At 73.7% G+C, this 20,528-nt stretch carries 18 protein-coding genes and 1 pseudogene; 6 read left to right on the top strand and 13 right to left on the bottom strand.

Translation table 11 applies throughout. The annotated features are described in order from the left end of the window. Positions 1 to 8: 8 nt before the first annotated feature. From KMS84_RS26230 to KMS84_RS26205, 6 genes are all read right to left on the bottom strand, one after another. Positions 9 to 1,052 carry a YihY/virulence factor BrkB family protein gene (locus KMS84_RS26230; protein WP_256918918.1) on the bottom strand — a complete coding sequence of 348 codons (1,044 nt, stop codon included), beginning with the start codon at positions 1,050 to 1,052 and terminating at the stop codon, positions 9 to 11. Between the two features lie 111 nt (positions 1,053 to 1,163). Beyond that, on the bottom strand, positions 1,164 to 2,297 hold the full coding sequence (locus KMS84_RS26225; RefSeq protein ID WP_256918917.1) for a glycoside hydrolase family 113 protein: 1,134 nt from the start codon (positions 2,295 to 2,297) through the stop codon (positions 1,164 to 1,166). A gap of 279 nt (positions 2,298 to 2,576) precedes the next feature. Further along, a complete protein-coding gene (locus KMS84_RS26220) occupies positions 2,577 to 3,023 on the bottom strand; it encodes a hypothetical protein (RefSeq protein WP_256918916.1) in 447 nt (148 codons plus the stop codon). Between the two features lie 144 nt (positions 3,024 to 3,167). Beyond that, on the bottom strand, positions 3,168 to 4,649 hold the full coding sequence (locus tag KMS84_RS26215; RefSeq protein WP_256918925.1) for an MFS transporter: 1,482 nt from the start codon (positions 4,647 to 4,649) through the stop codon (positions 3,168 to 3,170). A 269-nt stretch (positions 4,650 to 4,918) separates the two neighbouring features. Further along, complete coding sequence (locus KMS84_RS26210) at positions 4,919 to 5,986, bottom strand: AraC family transcriptional regulator (protein ID WP_256918915.1); 1,068 nt, start codon at positions 5,984 to 5,986, stop codon at positions 4,919 to 4,921. A gap of 87 nt (positions 5,987 to 6,073) precedes the next feature. Further along, a complete protein-coding gene (locus tag KMS84_RS26205; RefSeq protein WP_256918914.1) occupies positions 6,074 to 6,718 on the bottom strand; it encodes a hypothetical protein in 645 nt (214 codons plus the stop codon). Between the two features lie 372 nt (positions 6,719 to 7,090). On the opposite strand from KMS84_RS26205, the gene KMS84_RS26200 reads away from it, so the two are divergent. Both KMS84_RS26200 and KMS84_RS26195 read left to right on the top strand, forming a co-directional pair. Continuing rightward, a complete protein-coding gene (locus KMS84_RS26200) occupies positions 7,091 to 8,416 on the top strand; it encodes an alpha/beta fold hydrolase (protein ID WP_256918913.1) in 1,326 nt (441 codons plus the stop codon). A gap of 45 nt (positions 8,417 to 8,461) precedes the next feature. Beyond that, positions 8,462 to 8,971, top strand: a complete 510-nt coding sequence (locus KMS84_RS26195; RefSeq protein ID WP_256918912.1) for a molybdenum cofactor biosysynthesis protein — start codon at positions 8,462 to 8,464, stop codon at positions 8,969 to 8,971. 122 nt (positions 8,972 to 9,093) lie between these two features. Here KMS84_RS26195 and KMS84_RS26190 read toward each other — a convergent pair whose 3' ends face one another. From KMS84_RS26190 to KMS84_RS26175, 4 genes are all read right to left on the bottom strand, one after another. Next, entirely contained in the window at positions 9,094 to 9,543 is a 450-nt protein-coding gene (locus KMS84_RS26190; protein ID WP_256918911.1) for an ATP-binding protein, read from the bottom strand. Positions 9,544 to 9,741: 198 nt separating this feature from the next. After that, a complete protein-coding gene (locus tag KMS84_RS26185; RefSeq protein WP_256918910.1) occupies positions 9,742 to 10,569 on the bottom strand; it encodes a chitosanase in 828 nt (275 codons plus the stop codon). A gap of 216 nt (positions 10,570 to 10,785) precedes the next feature. After that, a complete protein-coding gene (locus KMS84_RS26180) occupies positions 10,786 to 11,118 on the bottom strand; it encodes a hypothetical protein (protein ID WP_256918909.1) in 333 nt (110 codons plus the stop codon). Positions 11,119 to 11,189: 71 nt separating this feature from the next. Then, the gene (locus tag KMS84_RS26175; RefSeq protein WP_256918908.1) at positions 11,190 to 11,462 is read right to left on the bottom strand and encodes a hypothetical protein; all 273 of its coding nucleotides are present in this window, start codon (positions 11,460 to 11,462) and stop codon (positions 11,190 to 11,192) included. 214 nt (positions 11,463 to 11,676) lie between these two features. Here KMS84_RS26175 and KMS84_RS26170 point away from each other — a divergent pair, with 214 nt between their 5' ends. Next, positions 11,677 to 12,384, top strand: coding sequence for a hypothetical protein (locus tag KMS84_RS26170; protein ID WP_256918907.1), 708 nt, complete (start codon positions 11,677 to 11,679; stop codon positions 12,382 to 12,384). Positions 12,385 to 12,780: 396 nt separating this feature from the next. Here KMS84_RS26170 and KMS84_RS26165 read toward each other — a convergent pair whose 3' ends face one another. Both KMS84_RS26165 and KMS84_RS26160 read right to left on the bottom strand, forming a co-directional pair. Next, positions 12,781 to 14,073, bottom strand: a complete 1,293-nt coding sequence (locus tag KMS84_RS26165; RefSeq protein ID WP_256918906.1) for a cation:proton antiporter — start codon at positions 14,071 to 14,073, stop codon at positions 12,781 to 12,783. A 268-nt stretch (positions 14,074 to 14,341) separates the two neighbouring features. Continuing rightward, on the bottom strand, positions 14,342 to 16,612 hold the full coding sequence (locus KMS84_RS26160; RefSeq protein ID WP_256918905.1) for a M4 family metallopeptidase: 2,271 nt from the start codon (positions 16,610 to 16,612) through the stop codon (positions 14,342 to 14,344). Between the two features lie 443 nt (positions 16,613 to 17,055). Here KMS84_RS26160 and KMS84_RS26155 point away from each other — a divergent pair, with 443 nt between their 5' ends. Then, positions 17,056 to 19,032, top strand: coding sequence for a CASTOR/POLLUX-related putative ion channel (locus KMS84_RS26155; RefSeq protein WP_285893984.1), 1,977 nt, complete (start codon positions 17,056 to 17,058; stop codon positions 19,030 to 19,032). A 141-nt stretch (positions 19,033 to 19,173) separates the two neighbouring features. Next, positions 19,174 to 19,647 carry a hypothetical protein gene (locus KMS84_RS26150; protein WP_438818984.1) on the top strand — a complete coding sequence of 158 codons (474 nt, stop codon included), beginning with the start codon at positions 19,174 to 19,176 and terminating at the stop codon, positions 19,645 to 19,647. A gap of 49 nt (positions 19,648 to 19,696) precedes the next feature. On the opposite strand, the gene KMS84_RS26145 is transcribed toward KMS84_RS26150, so the two are convergent. Continuing rightward, entirely contained in the window at positions 19,697 to 20,149 is a 453-nt protein-coding gene (locus tag KMS84_RS26145; RefSeq protein WP_256918903.1) for a flavodoxin family protein, read from the bottom strand. A 194-nt stretch (positions 20,150 to 20,343) separates the two neighbouring features. On the opposite strand from KMS84_RS26145, the pseudogene KMS84_RS26140 reads away from it, so the two are divergent. Next, positions 20,344 to 20,528 (top strand): annotated as a pseudogene (locus KMS84_RS26140) (hypothetical protein); the annotation flags it as partial.

Raw genomic sequence — 20,528 nt, 5'->3', positions numbered from 1 at the left:
GGTGCGTCTCACTCCTGCGCCCGGCGCTTGTCCTCCTCGCTCCACGCCCGCGTGTCGCGTGGCCGGACGTAGGGCTCCTCGCCCTCCGGAAGGCCGCCCGCCACGGCGCGCTGGCGGGCCAGTTCGGCGTCGAACTCCAGGCCCAGCAGGATCGCGATGTTGCTGATCCACAGCCACACCAGGAACACGATCACGCCGGCGACCGCGCCGTACGTCTTGTTGTACGAGGCGAAGTTGGCCACGTAGAACGCGAACCCGGCGGACGCGACCAGCCAGATGAGCAGCGCCACGACGCTGCCGGGGGTGATCCACCTGAACCCCCGGCCGCGTACGTTCGGCGCCGCCCAGTACAGGATGCCGACCATGATCGTGACCAGCAGGACCAGGACCGGCCACTTGGCGATGGACCACACGGTCAGCGCCGTGTCCCCGACGCCGAGCGCGGCGCCCGCCTGGCGGGCGAGGCCGCCCGTGAACACCACGATCAGCGCGCTGACGACGGCGAGCACCAGCAGGACCACCGTCACGCCCACGCGGATCGGCAGCACCTTCCACACCGGCCGCCCCTCGGGCATGTCGTACACCGCGTTGGCGCTGCGGATGAAGGCGGCGGTGTAGCCGGAGGCCGACCACACCGCGAGCACGAGTCCGACGACCGCCATGACGGAGCCGACGCCGCCGCGGCCCTCCAACTGCTGCACGGCGTCGCTGATGACGTCCCGGGCGGATCCCGGCGTCACCTTGCGGAGGTTGGACAGGACCTCGTCGGTCGCCGACTTCCCGGCCACGCCCAGGAGGGACACCAGGACCAGCAGGGCCGGGAACAGCGACAGGACGCCGTAGTACGTCAGCGCCGCGGCGCGGTCCGTGAGCTCGTCGTCCTGGAACTCCCGTACGGTGCCCTTCATCACGGCCCACCAGGACCGCTTCGGCAACTGTGCCGGTTCGTCCGGCTCGTGCCGTTCCACCCGCTCGTCCGGGCCCGCCGTCCGCTCCCGGCCGGACGCCGGAGCCTCGGCGCGGCCGTCGTGGGAATTCGCTCTCGCTGCCATGTCACCGGAGTAACCGCTGAGGGCCGCACCATGCCCCCGAAGGCGCGCTTGCCGGGACCCGGCCGGACGGACAGGCAACTCCCCGGCCTCGGTCACCGGTTCACGGGCCGTTCACCCGCGGTGCGGGTCGGCCGCGTGGCGGGCGTAGTGCCGGGCCAGGGCGTGGAAGGCCTGCTTGGGTTCCCAGTGCCAACCGGACTCCGGGCGCCCGGGGCGGGCCTGCACGGTCTTGGTGACGGCGTAGGAGGCCAGGTCGAGGTCGTGCGGGGGGTCGTCGGGCCGGTGCGGGGCGTCCGGGGTGACGAACTCGAAGGCCATCGCCGCGTACAGTCCCATCGACTCGAAGACGTGCAGGAGTGCGGTGACGTAGTCGGCCTGGGTGCGCTCACTGCGCACCAGGTGGCCCTTGATCTCCTCGGGGTCCTTGTCGTGGTCGACCACGTCCCAGCCCATGCCGGCGGTCTCGGGAGCGCCCACGTAGGCACACGTGCCGAACTCGGTGATGGCCAGGGGCCTGCCCCACCGCAGGTACCCGCGCAGTTGCGCGACGTGGTCCGCGGGGCGGTGGAAGAAGGAGTAGTAGTCGATGCCGACGATGTCGAACAGCGTCCAGTCGACGTGGTCGTCCTGTGCGGCGGCATAGCTGATCCGGCCGTCGAACACGGACCGGGCGGTGCCGGCCGCGCGGGCGGTGAAGGCCTCCAGACGCCGCTGGAAGAGCACCGGGTCATAGGCGCCGTTCATCAGGTTGCGCACGCGCTCGAGCGCCGTGTCCCCGGGCACGATGCCGGGCACGAACAGCCAGAACTCGCAGCCCACGCTGAGGTCGACGCTCGCGCCCTGGCGGCGCAGCCGTTGGGCGAACCGGCCGCACTCCGCGAGGTGTTCGAGGATGTCGCGCGCCGGGACGTCGCCGAGCGTGGGCTGAAGCCACACGTGCAGGCCCTGTTCGGCCGCCTCGGCCGCGGTCGCCGTGAGGCGTTCGACCCCGTCGCCGGTGACGTCCACGGTGTCGGCGTGCACCTGGTCGCGGATGGCGCGGATGTCCGCCCGCATCCGCCGGGCGTTCCAGCCCGTGGCCGGGGTCTCCCCCTCCCCCACGGTGTAGACGACGCCCCGGTGCCGCAACCCGCGCCGGGGAGCGGCGGCGTGGGCGCTCCCCGCCGGTGCGAGCGCGCCCGCCGCGCCCGCCGCCGCCATCGCGGCCAGGAACCTGGCCCGAGTGATCCGATCGGTTTCCTCCATGCCCCTACGGTGCCGTCGTGGTGGGCCGGGGCGCAGTCGGCCGATGGTCTGGATCGTCGTGACGAAAGTGGATGCGGGGGCGGGGGCGGCGGTCGGTTCGTCGACGGCGGCCGGTGCGCCGGTCCGGTCAGGGCCGAGAGCCGTCCGCCCCGCCGGACGCCGGATTCGCGGGAGGGCCACGCCGGGTGAGGGGCCGTCAGAGGGGCCCGGCTCTCCGGGGCACGGCCCGGCCCCCGGCGCGGGCGCGCCGGGGGCCGTGCTGCCGAGGCGACCGCCGGGTCAGATCCGGCCGCCGGTGAGCCGGGTGATCGGGCCGTGCGAGTGACGTCCGGAGCGGCGGCCCACGGCGTACGAGGCGGCGGTCAGCGCGGAGAGACCGGCGGCCGCTCCGGCGGCGACCAGCTTCCGGTGGGCGATGACCGTCCATGCCGTCTTGGCGGTCGCGGCGACATGACCCGACGTCGTCACGATCGCCTGGCGGCTCGCCTCGACGCCTCGCACCGCGCCCTGGGCCGCGCTCTGCACGGCGCCGCTCGTCGCCTCGGCCGACCGCTCGACCCCGTTCTTGGCGGCGGTCGCCGCGCCGGTCGTCCTGCTCGCGGCGCTCGTGGCGGCCTGGGAGGCCGGAGCGGTGGCCTTCGCGGCGGAGCTGCGGGCCTTGGCGGCGGTCGTCCGCTTCGCGTCGGACTCCTGGTTCGTCTTCCTGTTCGGTTCAGTCATGGACATCGCGTTGCCCCTCACTCCGGCGGCAAACCCCCGCGGCGGCGCGAGAAGGCGTGACACGGCGTGACCGTGACGGCGGACGCGCGGCGGGGGCGGCGCGCGCCGGGCGCGGGCGGACCGGGAGCGGGTGATCGGGCGCGACGGCGCTCAGGCGCCGTCGGGGGGCGGGCCGCCCTTGAGTCGTTCCAGGTCCGAGGGGCGGACCTGGATCACCAGGACGGCGATGAGCGCGGCCAGCACCGTGAAGATGGCCGCCATGACGAAGGCCGCCGTGACGCCCGCGGTGAGGATCTCGTCGGACCACGGCGCGGGGAGCAGGCCCGTACGCCGGAAGCGCAGGCGCTCACCCGGCGTCGCCTGGGCCAGGAAGTCGGGGACCTGCTGGTTCGCCTCGTTGCGGCTGGCCGTGCCGTACATGGTGACCAGGATGGACAGGCCGAGCGAACCACCCACCTGCTGAGTGGCGTTGAGCAGGCCTGACGCGGCGCCCGTCTCCCGCGGGGAGACGTTGGACAGCGCCATCAGGGTGAGGGAGACGAACTCCATGCCCATGCCCAGGCTGAAGACGAGCATGGGCCCGAGCACGCTGCCGGCGTAGGTGGAGTGCACGTCCGTCAGGGTCAGCCAGGACAGGCCCGCGGCCGCCAGCACCGCGCCGACCACCATGAAGGGCTTGGGGCCGAACCGGGGCAGGAACCGTGAGGCCAGCCCGGCGCCCACCGCGATCACGGCGCTGACGGGCAGGAAGGCGAACCCGGCCGCGAGCGGACTGAAGCCGAGCACGTTCTGCACGAAGAGCGTGAGGAAGAAGAACATGCCGAAGATCGCGGCGGCCAGGCACAGCATGATGCCGTACGTGCCCGCCCGGTTGCGGTCGGCGAACATGTGCAGCGGCGTGATCGGCTGCTTCGAACGCCGCTCGACCAGGACGAACACCGCGAGGACGACGACGGCCGCGACGAACGAGGCGACGGTGTAGGGGTCCCGCCATCCCTCCTGCGCCGCTCTGATGAACCCGTACACCAGCAGCACCATGCCCACCGTGGAGGTCAGCGCACCGGCGATGTCGAAGTGGCCGGGATGGCGTTCGGACTCCTTGATGTAGCGCGGTGTCGCCAGCGCGATCAGCAGCCCGATGGGGACGTTGACGAAGAGCACCCACCGCCAGTTCAGGTACTCGACGAGGATTCCGCCCGCGAGCAGGCCGATCGCACCGCCGCCCGCCGAGACCGCGGCGAACACCCCGAAGGCGCGGTTGCGTTCGGGGCCCTCGCGGAAGGTGGTGCTCACCAGGGAGAGCGCGGTCGGGGACGCGATGGCGCCGCCCACGCCCTGTAGGGCGCGTGCGGACAGGAGTTGGCCCTCGTTCTGGGCGAGGCCGCCGAGCAGGGAGGCGAGCACGAAGAGGAGCACGCCGCAGACGAACATCCGCCGCCGGCCCAGGATGTCGCCGGTGCGGCCGCCGAGGAGCAGCAGTCCGCCGAAGGTGAGGGTGTAGGCGTTGACCACCCAGGCGAGGCTCGTGGTGGAGAAGTCCAGGGACCGCTGGATGTCCGGCAGGGCGATGTTCACGATGGTGATGTCCAGCACCACCATCAGCTGACACGAGGCGATGACCAGCAGCGCCATCGCGTGTCCCCCGCCGTCCTGTCGGCCGGCGGTGCGGGGTACCGAGGTGGGCTGCGGAACGTTGCTCATGGCGTGTCGCCCGCGCGGCGGCGGACCCTGGGGAGAGTGCGACGGACGGTGTCGTCCACTGTCGTGTCCACCGTTCGACGGTACGCCCGCCCCCGGACCGTCACCACTCGATCATCCACGGCCGAACGGGGCCCGCGCCGCCCGCGCCGTGCCAGGGCTCCCCTGTTGTCCTGGCACGACGCGGGCCGGTGCCGTGGTGGTCACCATGGTGCGGGAGTGACTCCTGGTGTGTCATTGGCGGAGCGTCCACGGCCCCTTGGCGTGGCGTCCACCACGCCCTCGGGCGGGACGGGACCGCGCGACTGGGCCAGTGCCCGTTCGCGCAGTTCGCTGGGCGGCAGTCCGTAGGCGGTGCGGAAGGCACGGGTGAACTCGGCGGCCCGCGGGAAGCCCCAGCGCGCGGCCACGGCGTGGATGGGCAGGGCGCGCAGACGGGGGTCGACGAGTTCACGGCGGGCGTTGTCCAGGCGCTGGTCGCGGATGTAGGAGGCGACCGTGAGGCCCTCGGCCTGGAACTGGCGGTACAGGTAGCTGCGCGAGACGTGGTGCGCCTCGGCGATCGCGGCCGGGGTGAGGCCGGGGTCGTCGAGGTGCCGTCGGATGAACTCCTTGACGCGCAGGACGAGCGTGCGGCCGTGCGTCTCCGGCGGCAGGCGCAGGTCGGCGTCGACGGCGTGGGCGAACGCGGTCGTGACCAGGTCCGTGACGACCGTGCCGAGCCGGGGCGCGTCGGCGGGCTCGTAGACGGTGGTGTCCGCGACCAACTGCAACAGGAACTGGGCCAGCAGGGCGCCGATTCCCTCCCGCCCCGAGATGAGGCTGCCCAGGACGCGGTCCGCGTGGCGCGCGGGCACGGCCACGAGGGCGCGGGGGACCTCGACGCCCACGATGGTGACGGGGTCGGCGCCGGTGAATATCTCCCAGGGCCGCGAGGAGGAGTTGGTGTGGAAGTCGTGGACGCGGTAGGCGGTCCGCTGGCGGCCCCAGTCGGCGGCTCCCTCGCCCCGCAGCAGGAGGGACAGATGGTAGGACTCGGGGTCCGACTGGCGGATGAGCTTCGGCGTGCGCCGGAAGACGAGGTGGTCGAAGGTCGCCGGCCACAGCGTCACGTCGCCCAGGCCGATCACGCGTTGCCGGCCGTGGTAGTCGGCCGTGCGGTCGCTGTCGAGCTGCATGGGGGCGTGGGTGCGACCCATGCGCTCCGTCCACGCGTCGAACCGGGCGCCCACCGGCAGGTCCGTGGTGCGGAAGACAGACTCATGCAGCACGGAGGCAGTCAACCACACCGCCCGACCGGCACGGCCGCGCGGTGGCGGGGGCGGCGGGTGCGCGGGGAGCGGCCTTTCGGGCGCGGGTCAGCCCAGGTGGGCGGTGTCGATCGTGACGGACGTGTCGTCGGTGCCGGTGACGGAGATGTAGCCGGGGTCGCCGTTGCGGTCGAGGTAGCACATCACGAACGTGACCGACACGGCTGTCTGGCGCGTGGGGTGCTCCGCGACGGCCTTGCGGCACCCCTCGGCCGTGGGCACCTCGGACGAACTCCACGACGCCAGCTTGCCGTTGGTGGACATCAGGTAGCCGCTCTGGACGTAGAGGGCGTCCGTGCCGGCGTCGGCGACGACGGGCGGCGAGGGGGTGAAGTCGTAGCCGACGGCGCCCTTCTCGCCGTCCGAGCGCTGCATGACGAAGCCGCGCACCAGCGAAGTGGAGGGCGACGTCGTCGAGTCGGGCAGCGCCGCGCCCACCGCCGCGCCGCCTCCCCCGACGAGCACGACGGCCATGAGCCCGGCCATCAGCGGATGGGCGTACGCCAGGCTGAGCAGGGGGCCGACGACCGGGACGGAGAACTTCAGCGAGGTGTTCTTCTGCGTGATCGTGTTGTGGTCGCCCGCGGTCACCGTCTGGGTCGGCGAGTGGTGTGTGCCGGGCGGCGGCACAGTGGGGTGGCTCGGTGGGGCGGGGTCGCCGAGTCGCGCGCCGCGCGTGCGGTCCGTGTTCATGGCTCGGGACGCTAGCGACAGGCGACCACGAGGTCTTGTTTTGACGGGAAGTGCCGCCAATGCTCCGTTTCCGAACACCCCGAGCGATACCTGTGATCGCCACAGCGAAGAGTTCGCCCTTACTACCGGTCAGTCATATTACCCAACCGTAACCTGCCGACCGCTACCCCGGGTAACCCGAGGCTCGCTACGGTCCTGACAGTTCGTCTAAGAACAGTTCCTCTCAGAACAGTTCGTCCAAGAGAGCGGTACGGGCAGCGGTGGGCGACCGGGGCCACGTACCGCTCGGTCGTCACGGCCCGCACCCCACCGGGCCGTCCGCCGCCCGAGCCGCAGACGAAGGCTCGGCCCTCCCCTTCCCGGAGGTCCGCCATGCCCGCCCCCACCCGCCTGCTGGCCGCAGCCGTCACCGCTGCCGCCTGCCTCGGTGTCACCGCCGTACCCGCCCACGCCTCGCTCCCCTCGGACACCGTGGTCTCCCGCGGCGTCACCATCCCCGCCTTCTACAACCCGCCCGCCGACCTGCCCGCCGCCGACGGCGCCCTCGTGCGGTCCGCCCCGCTCCCCCTCGCGCTGAGCCTGCCGGGCATCGGCGGACCGCTGCCCGGCACCGCGACCCGCCTGATGTACAAGTCCACCGACTCCGCCGGGCGGCCGATGGCGGTCACCGGCGCCTACATCGAGCCCACCGCGCGCTGGACAGGCCGAGGACCGCGCCCGCTGGTCGCCGTGGCCCCCGGCACCCTGGGCCAGGGCGACCAGTGCGCCGCCTCCCTCGGCCTCCAGCACCCCCTCGTGGTCAACGGGCAGACCCTGTCCGTCGGTTACGAGGACCTGGCGATGTACCGCCTCCTCGCCCGCGGCATCGCCGTCGTGGTCACCGACTACACGGGCCTCGGCTCGACGGACCGCCTGCACACCTACGTCAACCGGGTCGACGAGGCCCATGCCGTTCTGGACGCCGTCCGCGCGGCCCGCTCCCTGGACGGCACCTCGCTCACCACCGGCTCCCGGGTGGCGCTGTTCGGCTACAGCCAGGGCGGCGGGGCCACCGCCGCCGCCGCCGAACTTCAGCCCTCCTACGCTCCCGACGTCGCGCTCGCCGGCACGTACGCGGGAGCCCCGCCCGCCGACCTGGTCGCCGTCACCAAGGCCATCGACGGCAGCGACCTGGCCGGCGCGCTGGGCTGGTCGGTGAACGGCTTCCTGGAGTCCGACCCCGCGCTGCGGCCCATCGCCGAGGCCCACCTCAACGCGGCCGGGCGGGCCGCTCTCAAGGACCTGTCGACGATGTGCGTCGGCGACGCCCTGCTCGCCTACAACTCGGCCCGCAGCACGGCCTGGACCACGGACGGCCGGTCCATCAGCGACGTCGTCGCCTCGGAACCGGCGCTCAAGGCCTTCCTGGCCGACCAGCGGATCGGCGCCCGCGAGCCGGCCTCGCCGGTGCGGGTCGCGACCGGCACCGCCGACGACCTGGTGCCGCACGCGCAGGCGCGGGCCCTGGCCGTCGCCTGGTGCGCCAAGGGCGCCGACGTCACGTACAAGCCGGTGATCCTGCCCGGTGCGGGCCGGGCGCTGATCAACCACGTCACACCGCTGCTCGTGGACCAGGGCCAGGCGATCTCCTGGCTCGCCGACCGGCTCGACGGCGAACCCGCCATGTCCAACTGCTCCACGCTCGCGCTGCGTCCCTGACACGAGTCACGCAGGGCCGGGCGGCGCCGGGACTACAGTGCCTCCATGACCGGGATCGAGATCGTGGAGCTGCTGGTCTCGGCGTCGCACCGGCTCGCGGGACGCCCCGCGGACGGCCCGGCGGCCGGACCGCGGGACGAATCGACGACATCCGTCCAGGTGCGTCGCGGCCTCGGACTGGTCGGCGACCGCTACTACGGCCGCCCGGCGCACCGGGACGCCTCGGTGACCTTCATGGCCGAGGAGCACCTGCCCCGGCACATCGACCCCGCCGTCGGCCTGCGGCACACCCGCCGCAACATCCTGCTGCGCGGCGTCGACATCGACTCCTGCGTCGGCTCGACGATCGTGCTCGACGGCCCGGCCGGCCCGGTGGCCTTCGCCGTGAACCGCCCGGCGCGCCCCTGTGCCTGGATGGACGTCACCGTGGGACCCGGCGCGCAACGGGCCCTGCGCGGAAAAGGGGGCGTGCGCTGCACGCCGCTGTCCGACGGGGTGCTCGTCCTGGGCCGGACGGAGTTCAGCGTCGTCGACGCGCCCCCTCTCCAGGACTGAGGCCGCCCCCCGGCGCCTCCGGCAACCCGAGCGCTTCGGGCGTCCCGGACACGCCGAAGGGCGGACCGGTCTCCCTCCGCCCGGCGGCCGCCCTCGTGAGCAAGGACTCCGACGGCGCGGGTTCAGCGCCGGTCGGCCAGGCCCAGGCGCGCCACGACGCGTTTGCCGATCGGCTCCCTCGTCACGGCGAAGCCCTCGGCCACGGCCCGGACGATCTCCAGACCGTGCTGGCCGACCCGCGTGGGGTCGGGGGCGTGCGGGGTCGGCAGCGCGGGTTCGCTGTCCCAGACGGCGATCTCCACGGCGGCGCCGGCGATGCGCAGCTGGAGCAGGACAGGCCCCGGCGCGTATCTGAGGGCGTTGGTCACGAGCTCGCTCACCACGAGCTGGGAGAGGTCCATGGCCCGGGCGGACACGGTCAGGCCCTCCCGGCGCTGGACGCGGGTGAGGAACTCGCCCGTGAGCTGCCGCGCCCGGGCGATGCAGCCGTCTTTGCCGTCCAGGGCCACCGTCGTCTCGGCAGGGGCCCCCTCGGACGAGGAAAATCCCTGATCGGGCGGGACAGGTGCCATCCGGACCGCCTTCGTTGCTACCCCGTTCATATCCGCGCGACTACCCGCTAACCCACCGCCTACGCCCCAGCCGCCTCACGCGCGCGGTCTCCGCGCGCCCGCCGCGCCCGCCGCCCCGGCCGGGCGGGAGCGGCGGGCGCGGTCCGGCCGGGGCGGCGCCCAGGTGGGTCGTCGAGGTGTTCCCGGCGCCGCCGGCCGTCAGCCGATGTGGTAGCTGTCGCCGTAGACCTTCCAGTCCAGCGGCGGTTCGAGGTCGAAGTTGCCCTTGCGCAGGAAGACCCGCTGGGCGGTGTCGACGCGGCTGGTGTCGCTGTGCGCCTCCTCCTGTTTCATGGCCCAGACCCGGGCGTCGAGAAAGGCGTTCAGGTACGCCGTCTCGTCGCCGCCCTGCGCCGGCGGCTTCGCCTTGGCGAGCGCACGCTTGCGGATGTTGCGGAAGCTGGTGGGGTCGCCGCCGTCGCCGTGCATGACGATGGCGTCGTAGTAGGCGAACTGGCCCAGCGCGCGCAGCCCGTCGGTCTTGCCCTGGCGGACCGCCGGGTCGAAGTACACCCGGTCGCGTTCGTCGTTCTGCGCCTGCTGGAACGCGCTGTCCTGGGCGGCCTTGCGCCAGTCCTTCGGGTAGTTCGGGTCGAGGCCGGAGTGCGAGTCGCTGCCGTCGACCGCGCGCAGGGCGGGCAGGTACTTCGCCAGGACGTTGCCGGGCTTGCGGTCGGTGTACAGCTGAACGAGGTCGAGCATGTCGCCGGTGCCGGAGCAGAAACCGATGATGCCGGCGGTGTAGCCGCGTCCGTCGCCGATGTCCTCGATGTACTTGTACTGGGCCTTCCAGTCGAGCGAGGAGTTCTCCGCGCTCGACACCAGCTTCATGGCGATCTCCTTCTTCGCCGGGTCGTCGAGGCCCTTGGCGGCGGGGGCCGCCGTCGCCTGCGGGGCGCCGAGCAGGGGAGCGGCCGCCACGACGCCGGCGAGGGTGAGGAAGAGGCGGCGGGAGGCGGGGGCGGGGCCGTCGGACGGCCGGGGCATGTGCACCACAGTGGCTCCAGGTGAGGAGTGGGGGGTGGGGTGATCCTGTGTTGCGACTGACAGGAAAGTTTCCTATCAAGCGCAGGGCGCAGAAGTAACCCTGCCGAAGCCATGTTCGTACGATCGAACGAATGATCCGGCCGTCAGCGCCCGCCGCCCACCGACGGCGCCGACGCCCGACCGGAGCGGCCCGAGCCCCTGCCGGAGCCGCCGCCCCTACCGGAGCAGCTGGAACAGCACGGAGCCCAGGAAGCCGAGAAGGCCGACATGGAAGAGGACCAGCCAGATCCACTGCGACACGGACATGCGCCAGGAGGCCGCCGCGAGGATCTCCCACTCGCTCACCGCGAAGGCGGCCAGCACCAGGGCGAGCACCTCCCACACCACGAGCCACCAGCTGGACGGGGTCGCCCCCGTGGGGGCGTCGACCGCCGCCGGGACGCGCGTCAGGCGCCCGAGCACGACGAGCGCGATGAGCAGTTTGTGCCAGCCGTGACGGACCGTCGGTGCGGCGGTCGCGAGGGGGGCGGAGGTGGATCCTGTGGACATTCGCACATTTGATCACTCGCGGGCGATGGAAGCCATCCTTCCGGTGGCCCGACCCCGCCGGAACCCTCGCCTCACAGGACGCCCGGCACGTCGCCGCGCCAGTCGAGACGGCCGCCGTCGCCCTCGCGCCGGGCGTACAGGGCGCGGCCGCCGGGCCCGTAGCGCCCTATCTCCGTGATCAGCGCCACCTCGCGCAGCTCGTGCGCCGAGCGGTCGGTGACGTCCAGCAGCAGCCCGTCCAGCGGACCGCCCACCAGATGCGCGTACACACGCTCCGGGCGGGGGCCCGCGTCCTCGTGGTCCGCTCCGTAGACCCGGCCCCGCAGGAACTCAACCTCGTCCATGACCGGCAGCTTGCCACCCGCCACTGACAACGGCCCGTCGTCCGGGGCCGCGGGAGCGAGGAGCGAACGGCGAGGGACGGCACGGGGAGAAGGGGTCGGCTGGGCACTCTTCGGCCAAGACGTGGCGGAAAAGGGACTTTCGGGCGCAATCCCCCGAGTGGCCGGGTATCCACCCCCTACACGTCGTTGTGTGTGGGGTGGGGGGCCGACCCTGATGGCACGTGGACGCGATCGGGCGCGCGCCGGCGAGTCGGCCTGTGCGCGCCGCCGCCGGACGGTGCGCGAACTGCGTGCGGCGGGCCGCGACGGGCCCAGGCTGTGCGAGGTGCTCCCCGCCCTGAGCGCGGTGCTCGCGCTCGCGGGCGCGTGCCTGGCGGGACTCGCGCTGGTCTGCCGCGCGTTCGGCTGGCCGGCCGGCGCGCTGACCCTGGCACCGCTCGTGGTGGCGGGCGTCGTCGTACACCGTCGCTCCCGTCGGCCCGCCCGGCTGCGCGGCGGCTACTACACGGCCCAGGAACTGGCGGAGCTGGACACGCCCGCACTGGTGCTCGCCGTGGCCAGGATGCTCCGGCGGGACGGCTGGCGGGTGTCGTCGCCCGCTCGGCACGACGCCCTCCACCTCGCCGCCCGCGACGAGCGCGGGCGGCGGCTCGACGTGGCGTTCCGTCCCGTGGCCGAACCGCTGCCCGACGAGGAGGCGTGCTCCTGCCGGACGCGGCCGCGGTCCCGGCCCCGGGGGCCGACCGCTCCGCCGCTGCGGCTCGTCGTGCACCGGGGCACGTTCACGCACCGGGACGAGGTGTGGGCGGCGCGCGAGGGCCACACCTATCTGATCGACGGCCCCCGGCTGCGGCTGTGGGCGCACGGCACACCCCTGGCCCAGCTCGTGGCCGGCGCCGTCCCCGCACCCCGGCGGACCTGAGCCCCCGACGTCCGCCCCACCGGCCCGAACCAGGCCCACGGCGAAACCTGGCCGAAGGCCGGGGCTGAGCCGGACGGCGGAACCAGGCCCGACGGCGGGGCCGGGCCGAAGGCCGGGACCAGGCCGACGACCGCCGCGACCAGGTTCGACGCCGGAACCGCGCGTTGTCGCCGACGCGGGGGGGCGGTGCCCGGTCGCCGCTGCCGCGTGCACCCGTCCGCGGCGACGGGGGCCCTCCGCGACGGGCGCCGCGGTGAGGGACGTGCCGACGCCGGCGCGGGTCCGAGGGGCTTCGGAGGGGCCGGGCGGGCCGGCCCCTACGAAGCCCCTCGCAGGCTCCGCGCCCGCTCCCGGCCGCCTCACTCCTCGCCTCCGCTGCCTGGCGCCGGGCTTCTCTCAGACGCCGGCGTCCGCGTCGGCCGACGGGCGGGCGGGTGCCGTGGGTCCGGGCGGTCCGGGCGGGCCGGCGGAACCCGCCGGTTCCGGCTCGGGGACGGACGTCCCGCGCGGAAAGGCAGCGGGTGCCCCCCTGCCGGGCAGCAGACGGGCGATCAGGTGTGCGCGGCCGGCCGCCACCGGGCCGAGGACGGCCAGGACGAGGACGTAGCCCGCGATGAACGGGGCGAGCCGGTCGTCGAGCCCGGCGCTCGCGGCCATGGCGGCGAGGATGAGCGCGAACTCGCCCCGGGCCAGCAGGGTGGCGGCGATGTTCGCGGCCGGTTCGGGGCCGTAGCCGTACAGGCGGGCCGCGATGAGTCCCGCCGCCACGTTCATCGCGACGGTGAGCCCGGCCGCGACGGCGACCGGCACGAGGACGGCCGCGAAGTCGCCGGGGTCGATGGCCAGGCCGAAGGCGAAGAAGAAGATCGCGGCGAACGCGTCCCGCAGCGGGTGCACCAGTCGGCGGATCCGGGCGGCGGAGGGTGTCTGGGCGAGGATCAGGCCGACCATGAAGGCGCCGATCGCGTCCGCCACTCCGAGGACCTCGGACACTCCCGCGACGAGCACGGCCGCGCCGAGGAAACTGATGACCAGGAGTTCGTCGTCGCGCACATGGATGAGCCGGCCGATCACGCGCGTGCCGTAGCGGGCCGCGGCGGCCAGGAGCAGCAGGAACCCGAACGCCTTCGACACCTGCACCAGCACCTCCACGATGCCGTGGGCGCCGCCGATCACCGGTTGCAGAGCTGCGAGGTAGAGGGCGAGGAAGACGTCCTCCACCACGATCACCCCGAGGATCAGCCGGGTCTCCGGGCGGCCGAGGCGGCCCAGGTCTATGAGGATCTTGGTGACGATGGCGGAGGAGGAGATGCCCAGGACGCCGGCGAGGACGAGCGCCTCGCGCGCGCCCCAGCCGAGCGCGAGGCCGAAGCCGAGTCCGGCGCCGACGTTCAGCAGCAGGTATCCGCCGCCGGCGAGGGCCAGACGTCTGCCGCCGGTCCTGAGGTCGTCGAGGTGGAACTCCAGGCCCAGGTAGAACAGCAGCAGCACCAGGCCGAGCGCCGAGAGCATCTCGAAGTCGTGGGCGTCCTCGACCAGGACGAAGCCCGGGGTGTGCGGGCCGAGGAGCATTCCCGCGAGGGTGAACAGCGGGATGGTCGGCAGTCCGATGCGGTTTCCGAGACGGGCGAGGAAGGCCGCGGCGAGGAAGGCTCCGCCCATGGCCAGCAGCGTGTCAGCGTGTCCCATGCGTCACCTCCCTTGCGGGGAGGGGGAGTCGGGCTCGTGGCACAGCGCGGGAGCGGATGGGCGGTTCTCCTTCACACGTGGACGAAAGGCGCCGGGGGCCGTCGGCGGCCCGCTCCGGCGTGCCCGGTTCCCCGGGCCCTTTCCACGATCACGCACGCGAGTGGTGCGCGCCATCGGGGTCAACACCCATATCCCGTCGGGGACATCCCCCGCACGCACCGCCGCCCGGGCCCCGAAGGACCCGGGCGGCGGCGTGGGCCGTTCCCCGTCAGGGGGTGAGCTGCCAGCGCTGGATGTATCCGACGTCGATCGAGGCGCGGTCCTGGACGCGCAGTTTCCAGGTGCCGTCGAGGGGCTGCGCGGAGGCGTCGACCGTGAAGGTCTGGTCGACGTTGTCGGCCGAGCCGCCGCTGCGGTTGAGCAGGGAGTAGACCGTGCCGTTCGGACCGACGAGGTCGACGGTCAGGTCACCGCGATAGGTATGGACGATGTTGACGTAGACGGACGTGGTGGCGGAGGCGTTGCCGTCGCGGCCCGTGATCGTGACCGGGGACTCCACGGCGGCGCCGTTGTCCGGGATGTCGACGCGGGCTCCGTTGGCGTAGATGTACGCGATCCGCCAGCCGAAGGTGTCCGTGACGGACGCGCCGGTGGCGTCGGTGACCGTGACGGAGACGTCGCTGTCACCGAGGGCGGTCGGCGTTCCGGAGATCAGTCCGCTCGGGCTGATCTCCAGTCCGGCGGGCAGTCCGGTCGCCTCGTAGGTCAGGCCCGCCCCGGAGTTGGTGGTGTAGGCGTCCACCTGGAGGCTCACCGCCTGGCCGATGCCGCTGGTCTGGTCGGCGATCGGGGCGAGGTTGACGCCGAGGGCGATGCGGTTGCCCACGTTGATCGCGGCCCACGCGTCGGCGACGGCGAGGTAGGTGGGGCTGTACGCCCCGAACAGGTCGCCGGCCGCCTGGAGCGTGGCCGTGCGCGCGCCGGCGTAGTCGGTCGTCGAGGTCATGTACGTCGTCAGCGCCCGGTACCAGATGGCGGCGGCGTTCTCGATGCCGACGCCGGTGACGGGACGCCCGTCCGACGTCGGGCTGTCGTAGGAGACGCCGTTGACGGTCTTGGCGCCGCTGCCCTCGGAGAGCAGGTAGAAGAAGTGGTTCGCGGGGCCCGAGGAGTAGTGGACGTCGAGGCCGCCCAGGGAGGAGCTCCAGCTGTCGCGCGAGGCGCCGTCCTTGGAGGGCTTGTCCATGTAACGCAGCGGGGTGCCGTCGCCGTTGATGTCGATCTTCTCGCCGACGAGGTAGTCGCCGGGGTCGGCGGCGAGGTGCGAGTGGAACTCCACGGCGGCGGCGAAGATGTCGGAGGTCGCCTCGTTGAGGCCGCCCGACTCCCCCGAGTAGTTCAGGTTGGCGGTGGCGGCGGTGACTCCGTGGCTCATCTCGTGGGCCGCGACGTCGAGCGCGGTCAGCGGGTGCGTGTTGCCCGAGCCGTCGCCGTAGGTCATGCAGAAGCAGCTGTCCTGCCAGAACGCGTTGACGTAGTTGCTGCCGTAGTGGGCGCGGCTGTAGGCGGCGACCCCGTCGTTGCGGATGCCGTTGCGGCCGAACTCCTCCTTGTAGTAGTCCCAGGTCGCCGCCGCGCCGTAGGCCACGTCGACGCCGGCGGTCTGGCGGTCGGCGGGCAGACCGTTGCCCCAGACATCGTTGTCGTCCGTGAAGAGGGTCCCGGTGCCCGAGGTGCCCTGCTTCAGGTCGTAGGTCTTGTGCCCGGCCCGGTCGGGGTCGGTGAGCTGGTACGTGGATCCCGACAGGGTGCTGCCGACGGGGACCTCGCCGACGTACTGGCCGGTGCCGGTGCCGGTGTGGACCTTCTCGGCGCTGAGGAGCGGCTTGCCCGTGGTCGCGTCGATGACCACCTGGAGCTCGCTGGGCGTGCCGTCCTTCTGGACTCCGCCGATCACGCTCTCCCAGGCCAGGACCGCCTTGCCGGCCGAGGCCCAGACGACGAGACGCGGCGCGCGCTTCTGCGACGCGGCGGTGACGGCGTCGCCCTTCGCGGCGGCGAGGGCCTTGCCGGCGGCGCCGGCCGCGGAGAGCTTCGGGGTGAGGGAGGGGACCTTGACGGTGGCCTCGCTCGCCCAGGACACGGTGGTGCGGCCGTCGGCGGAGTGGACGACCAGGTCGCCGCCGAGCACCGGGAGTCCGGCGTAGGTGCGCTCGTAGCGGGTGTGGGTGGTGCCGTCCGCGTCCCGGACGACGTCCTTGACGAGCAGTTTCTCCTGCGCGCCGAGGGCGAGGCTGCGGGCGGTGGCGTCGGCGGCGGTCTGTGCCGCCTTGATCAGTGAGGCGCGGCGGGCCGCCGACAGGGGCGTCGCGGCGGCGCCCGCGCGCGGCGTGGCGGCGATCCGGGAGGGGCCCGGGTCGGCGGGGGCCGCGGCGGCGGCGCCCGTGGGAGCGCCCAGGGCCAGCAGGGCGCCGACGGTCGTCAGGGCGAGGGCGGTGGCGCGTCTGCGCCGGAGGGTGGGGCTGTGTCGCCGGGGCAACGGGTTCTCCTTCTGTGCGACGGTCGGCCCGTGAGGGGGACCGGGTGGGGGCGGACCGGCGGGACGGGCCGGCCCGGAGCGCTGCACGACAGGCGGGTGGAAGGAGGTGGGGGGTGGCTGGTCCGAGCACCGCATGATGCGGGCGTGAAGGAATGGTGAACTTCCGCAGCAGGGTGGCACTCGGTGCCGGTTCTTGTCATGGGAATGCCAAGAGATCGGCTGGAAATGACCATGGGTCTCTGCGGATTCCGCCTGCTCGGCGCACGTTTTCGGCCGCGGGTCCGGGGACCGCCGCCCCGAAAGAGTGAATGCCGCCGCCCGCACGGCGTGTCGCGGCACGACCGACAGCACCCTGCGAGTTCAGACGTCGACGGGAATCGGCGGCGGACACAGGGGGAACGGTGGAAGGACAGCGGCGACGGGCGGTCTCGTTGCGCGCCCGGATGCGCTACCGCTTCGACAACACGCTGGCCGCCAGCACCGGCAGGCTGGTGGGCTGGCTCGCCGTGACCTGCCTGGGCATCGTCGTCCCGGCGAGCGCCGCGATGGTCTGGACGGACCCTTCCGCACCCCGTTCGCCGGCGGCCCGGCTGACCGCGGTGTGGCGGGTCAGCGCCGAGACCCTGCGGCTGGGCACGGTGAGCGGCGCCCCGCCGAGAATGCTCCTGTCGGTGCTGCTGGGCCTGGTGGCCCTGCTCTACGTGTCGACCCTCATCGGTCTGATCACCACCGGCTTCGCCGACCGGATCACCGAACTGCGCCGAGGGCGCTCCACGGTGGTGGAGACGGGCCACGCGGTGGTGCTCGGCTGGTCGGAACAGGTGTTCACGGTGGTCGGCGAGCTCGTCGCGGCGCGCGTCGGCCGACGCGGGGGCGCCGTGGCGGTGCTCGCCGACCGGGACAAGACGGAGATGGAGGAGGCGCTCGCCGCCGCGCTCGGCCCCACCGGCGGCACACGGCTGATCTGCCGCAGCGGCTCCCCGGCCGATCCCGGCGCGCTCGAGCTCGTCAGTCCCGGATCCGCGCACTCGGTGCTGGTCCTGCCCGGCGCGGACGGCGAGGGGGACGCCGAGACGGTGCGGACCCTGCTCGCCCTGCGGGCGGTCCTCGGCGCGCACCCGGGCCCGCCCGTGGTCGCCTGTGTCCGCGACGAGCGGTACCGGACCGCGGCACGGCTGGCCGCGGGAGCGCGGGGCGTCGTCCTGGAGTCGGACCGGACGGCGGCGGGGCTGATCGCGCAGGCGGCTCTCCACCCCGGCCTCACGCCGGTGCTGCGCGAGCTCCTCGACTTCGCCGGCGAGGAGTTCCACCTCGCCGCCGCTCCCGAGCAGGCAGGACGTCCGTTCGGCGACGTCCTGCTCGACTGTGCGACGGCCGCCGTGGCCGGGCTGGTGCGCGCGGGCGGCACTCCCCTGCTCAACCCGCCGGCGCACACCGTGCTCGCGGCAAAGGACCGCCTCGTGGTCGTCGCGCCCGACGACTCCGCCCTGCGCTGGGAGGACGGCAGGAGCCTCGTGGACCCGTCGGCGGCGACGGCGGGCTGCCGTCGCCCGGACGAGCCGTCCCGCTTTCTGCTGCTCGGCTGGAACCGCCGGGCTCCCCACCTCGTGGACCAGCTCGGCCGCGCCGCCCGGCCCGGGTCGCTGCTCCACGTCGTCACACATCCGACGGAGCACGCGCCTCCCGCGCCCCTGCCGTCGGCACCACCGCCTCCGCCGCTGCCGCAGCCGCGCGGGTCCGTGGAACCGGTCGAGGGGCTCACCGTGACCTTCGGCGTCGCCGATCCGGCCGACCCCTCGTCGGTGCGTGCGCTCGCCCCGGACTCCTACGACCGGGTCATCGTGCTCGCCCCGGAGGGCGGGGAGCACGCCGAGCGGCCCGACGACCGCACCCTGCTCGTACTGCTCCTCCTGCGGGCCCTGGCGCAGGAGTCGGGCCGCGCGACGCCGGTGGTCGTGGAACTCGCCGACGAGCGCAACCGTGCCCTGGCCCCGCTCGGCCCCGGCTCTGAGGCGGTGGTCGGCGGGCAGCTGACGGGGCTGCTCATGGCGCAGGTCGCGCAGAACGGCCGGCTCGCCGCGGTGTTCGAGGAGCTGTTCTCCGCGGGCGGCAGTGCCCTGCGCCTGCGCCCCGCGCCTCGTTACGCGCCGACGGACCGGGCCGTCTCGTTCGCCACCGTCGTGGCGGCGGCCCGCGAGCGGGGCGAGTGCGCGATCGGCTACCGCTGCCACGACCCCACCGCGCCCACCGGCCACCGGGTCCGCCTCAACCCGGCGAAGTCCTCCACCCGGGTGTGGAGCGACGCGGACGACATCGTCGTCCTCGTGACGGACGGCCCGGCCGAGGGCGGCGACGGCGACCCGGCGACGCGCCGCGGCGCGCCCGCGGACGTCGCGCGGCGCCTCCCGCGGATACCGTGACCGAGGGGTGGTCGCCGCCGCGCGCCCCGGCTCAGGGCCGTTCGAGTGGTCGCCTTCCGCTCGTGGTCGTAGCGTCGGTACAGGACCCCGACGGGACGCGGCACACCGGCGCGCCACCCGTCCGGACGGGTGGGAGCGGACATGCGACACATGCGACACCTGACGCGAACAGCGGTCACGATCTGTGCGGCGCTGGGCCTCACGGCGACCGTCGGCTCGACGGCGGCCGCACCGGCCTCCTCACCGCCCGCGGCACGTCCGGCGGTGGCGCGGCAGGCCCCGCCGGTCCTGGTCGACTGCTTCGGGCAGGCCAAGGTGCGGCCCGCCCGCTTCATCCTGGCCTGCGGCGACGGCAACAGCCGTCTCGCGTCGCTGCACTGGTACAACTGGGGCGCGCGCTCGGCGCGGGCCAACGGGGTCAACGTCGTCAACGACTGCGTCCCGTACTGCGCGGCCGGTCGCTTCCACCGGTACGCCGTCGTGGTCAAACTGGACCGGCCGCAGCCCTGGAAGAAGCGCCCCCACGTGCAGCACTACACCCGGATCACACTGTTCTATCCGAAGGACAGGCCGGCGCACGTCGGCCGGGTGGTGACGTACTCGCTCTGGAACTGATCTCCTCACCCGGGCCCGGGCGGCCGCCGTGGCCCGGGCCCGCGCCGGTTCAGTCCATGAGCCCGGCCGCGAGGGTCGCTCCGAGTTCCCAGCAGGCCTCCAGGTCGCTTCGGCCCGGCTCCCCGGTGACGGTGACCTGCTCGGCCGCGCGCCGCCAGCCCAGCCCCGTGGTGACGGTCTCGACGGCGCGCACCGCTCCCGTGACGTCGTTGCCGCCGTGCACGTAGTAGCCGAAGGACCGGCCGCGGGTGGCGTCCAGGCACGGATAGTAGATCTGGTCGAAGAAGTGCTTGAGCGCTCCGGACATGTACCCGAGGTTGGCCGGCGTGCCCAGCACAAACGCGTCGGCCGCCAGGACGTCGGAGGCGGTCGCGGCGAGGGCCGCTCGGCGCTCGACGCGCACGCCCTCGATCTCCGGTGCCGTCGCTCCCGCGACGACGGCCTCGAAAAGGGCCTGGCAGTGCGGCGAGGGGGTGTGATGGACGATCAGCAAGGTGGCCACGGCACGGAACCCTGCCCGCTTCCCGGGGCCGTCCGCAAGCGACGCCACCGCGGCCCGGGCCGGTGACGTGCCGGGCCCCGCGTCCCCGCGGCGACCGCTCGCCGCGCGGGAGACGCGGCCGCGCCCCGTGAACTCGGGGCGTGGCGGGGCAGGATGACGGGTATGCGGAGGCAACGACTCTCAAGGAGGACGACGTGCTCGCTCGGAGCTCGGCGATCGTGTGCGCGACCGTGGCGGCGCTGGCTCTGGCCGGCTGCTCCGCCGGGGACGACGGCAAGCCCGGGAAGCCGACGGACGAGGCCACCGTCGCCGTGACGGTCTCCGACGCCCCCTCGTCGTCCGCCTCGCCCGCCCCGTCGTCGGCCGTCGCGTCCCCGCC

The organism is Streptomyces hilarionis (assembly GCF_024539675.1).
Taxonomy (GTDB): domain Bacteria; phylum Actinomycetota; class Actinomycetes; order Streptomycetales; family Streptomycetaceae; genus Streptomyces; species Streptomyces hilarionis.
This window is presented reverse-complemented; position numbering and strand designations above follow the sequence as displayed.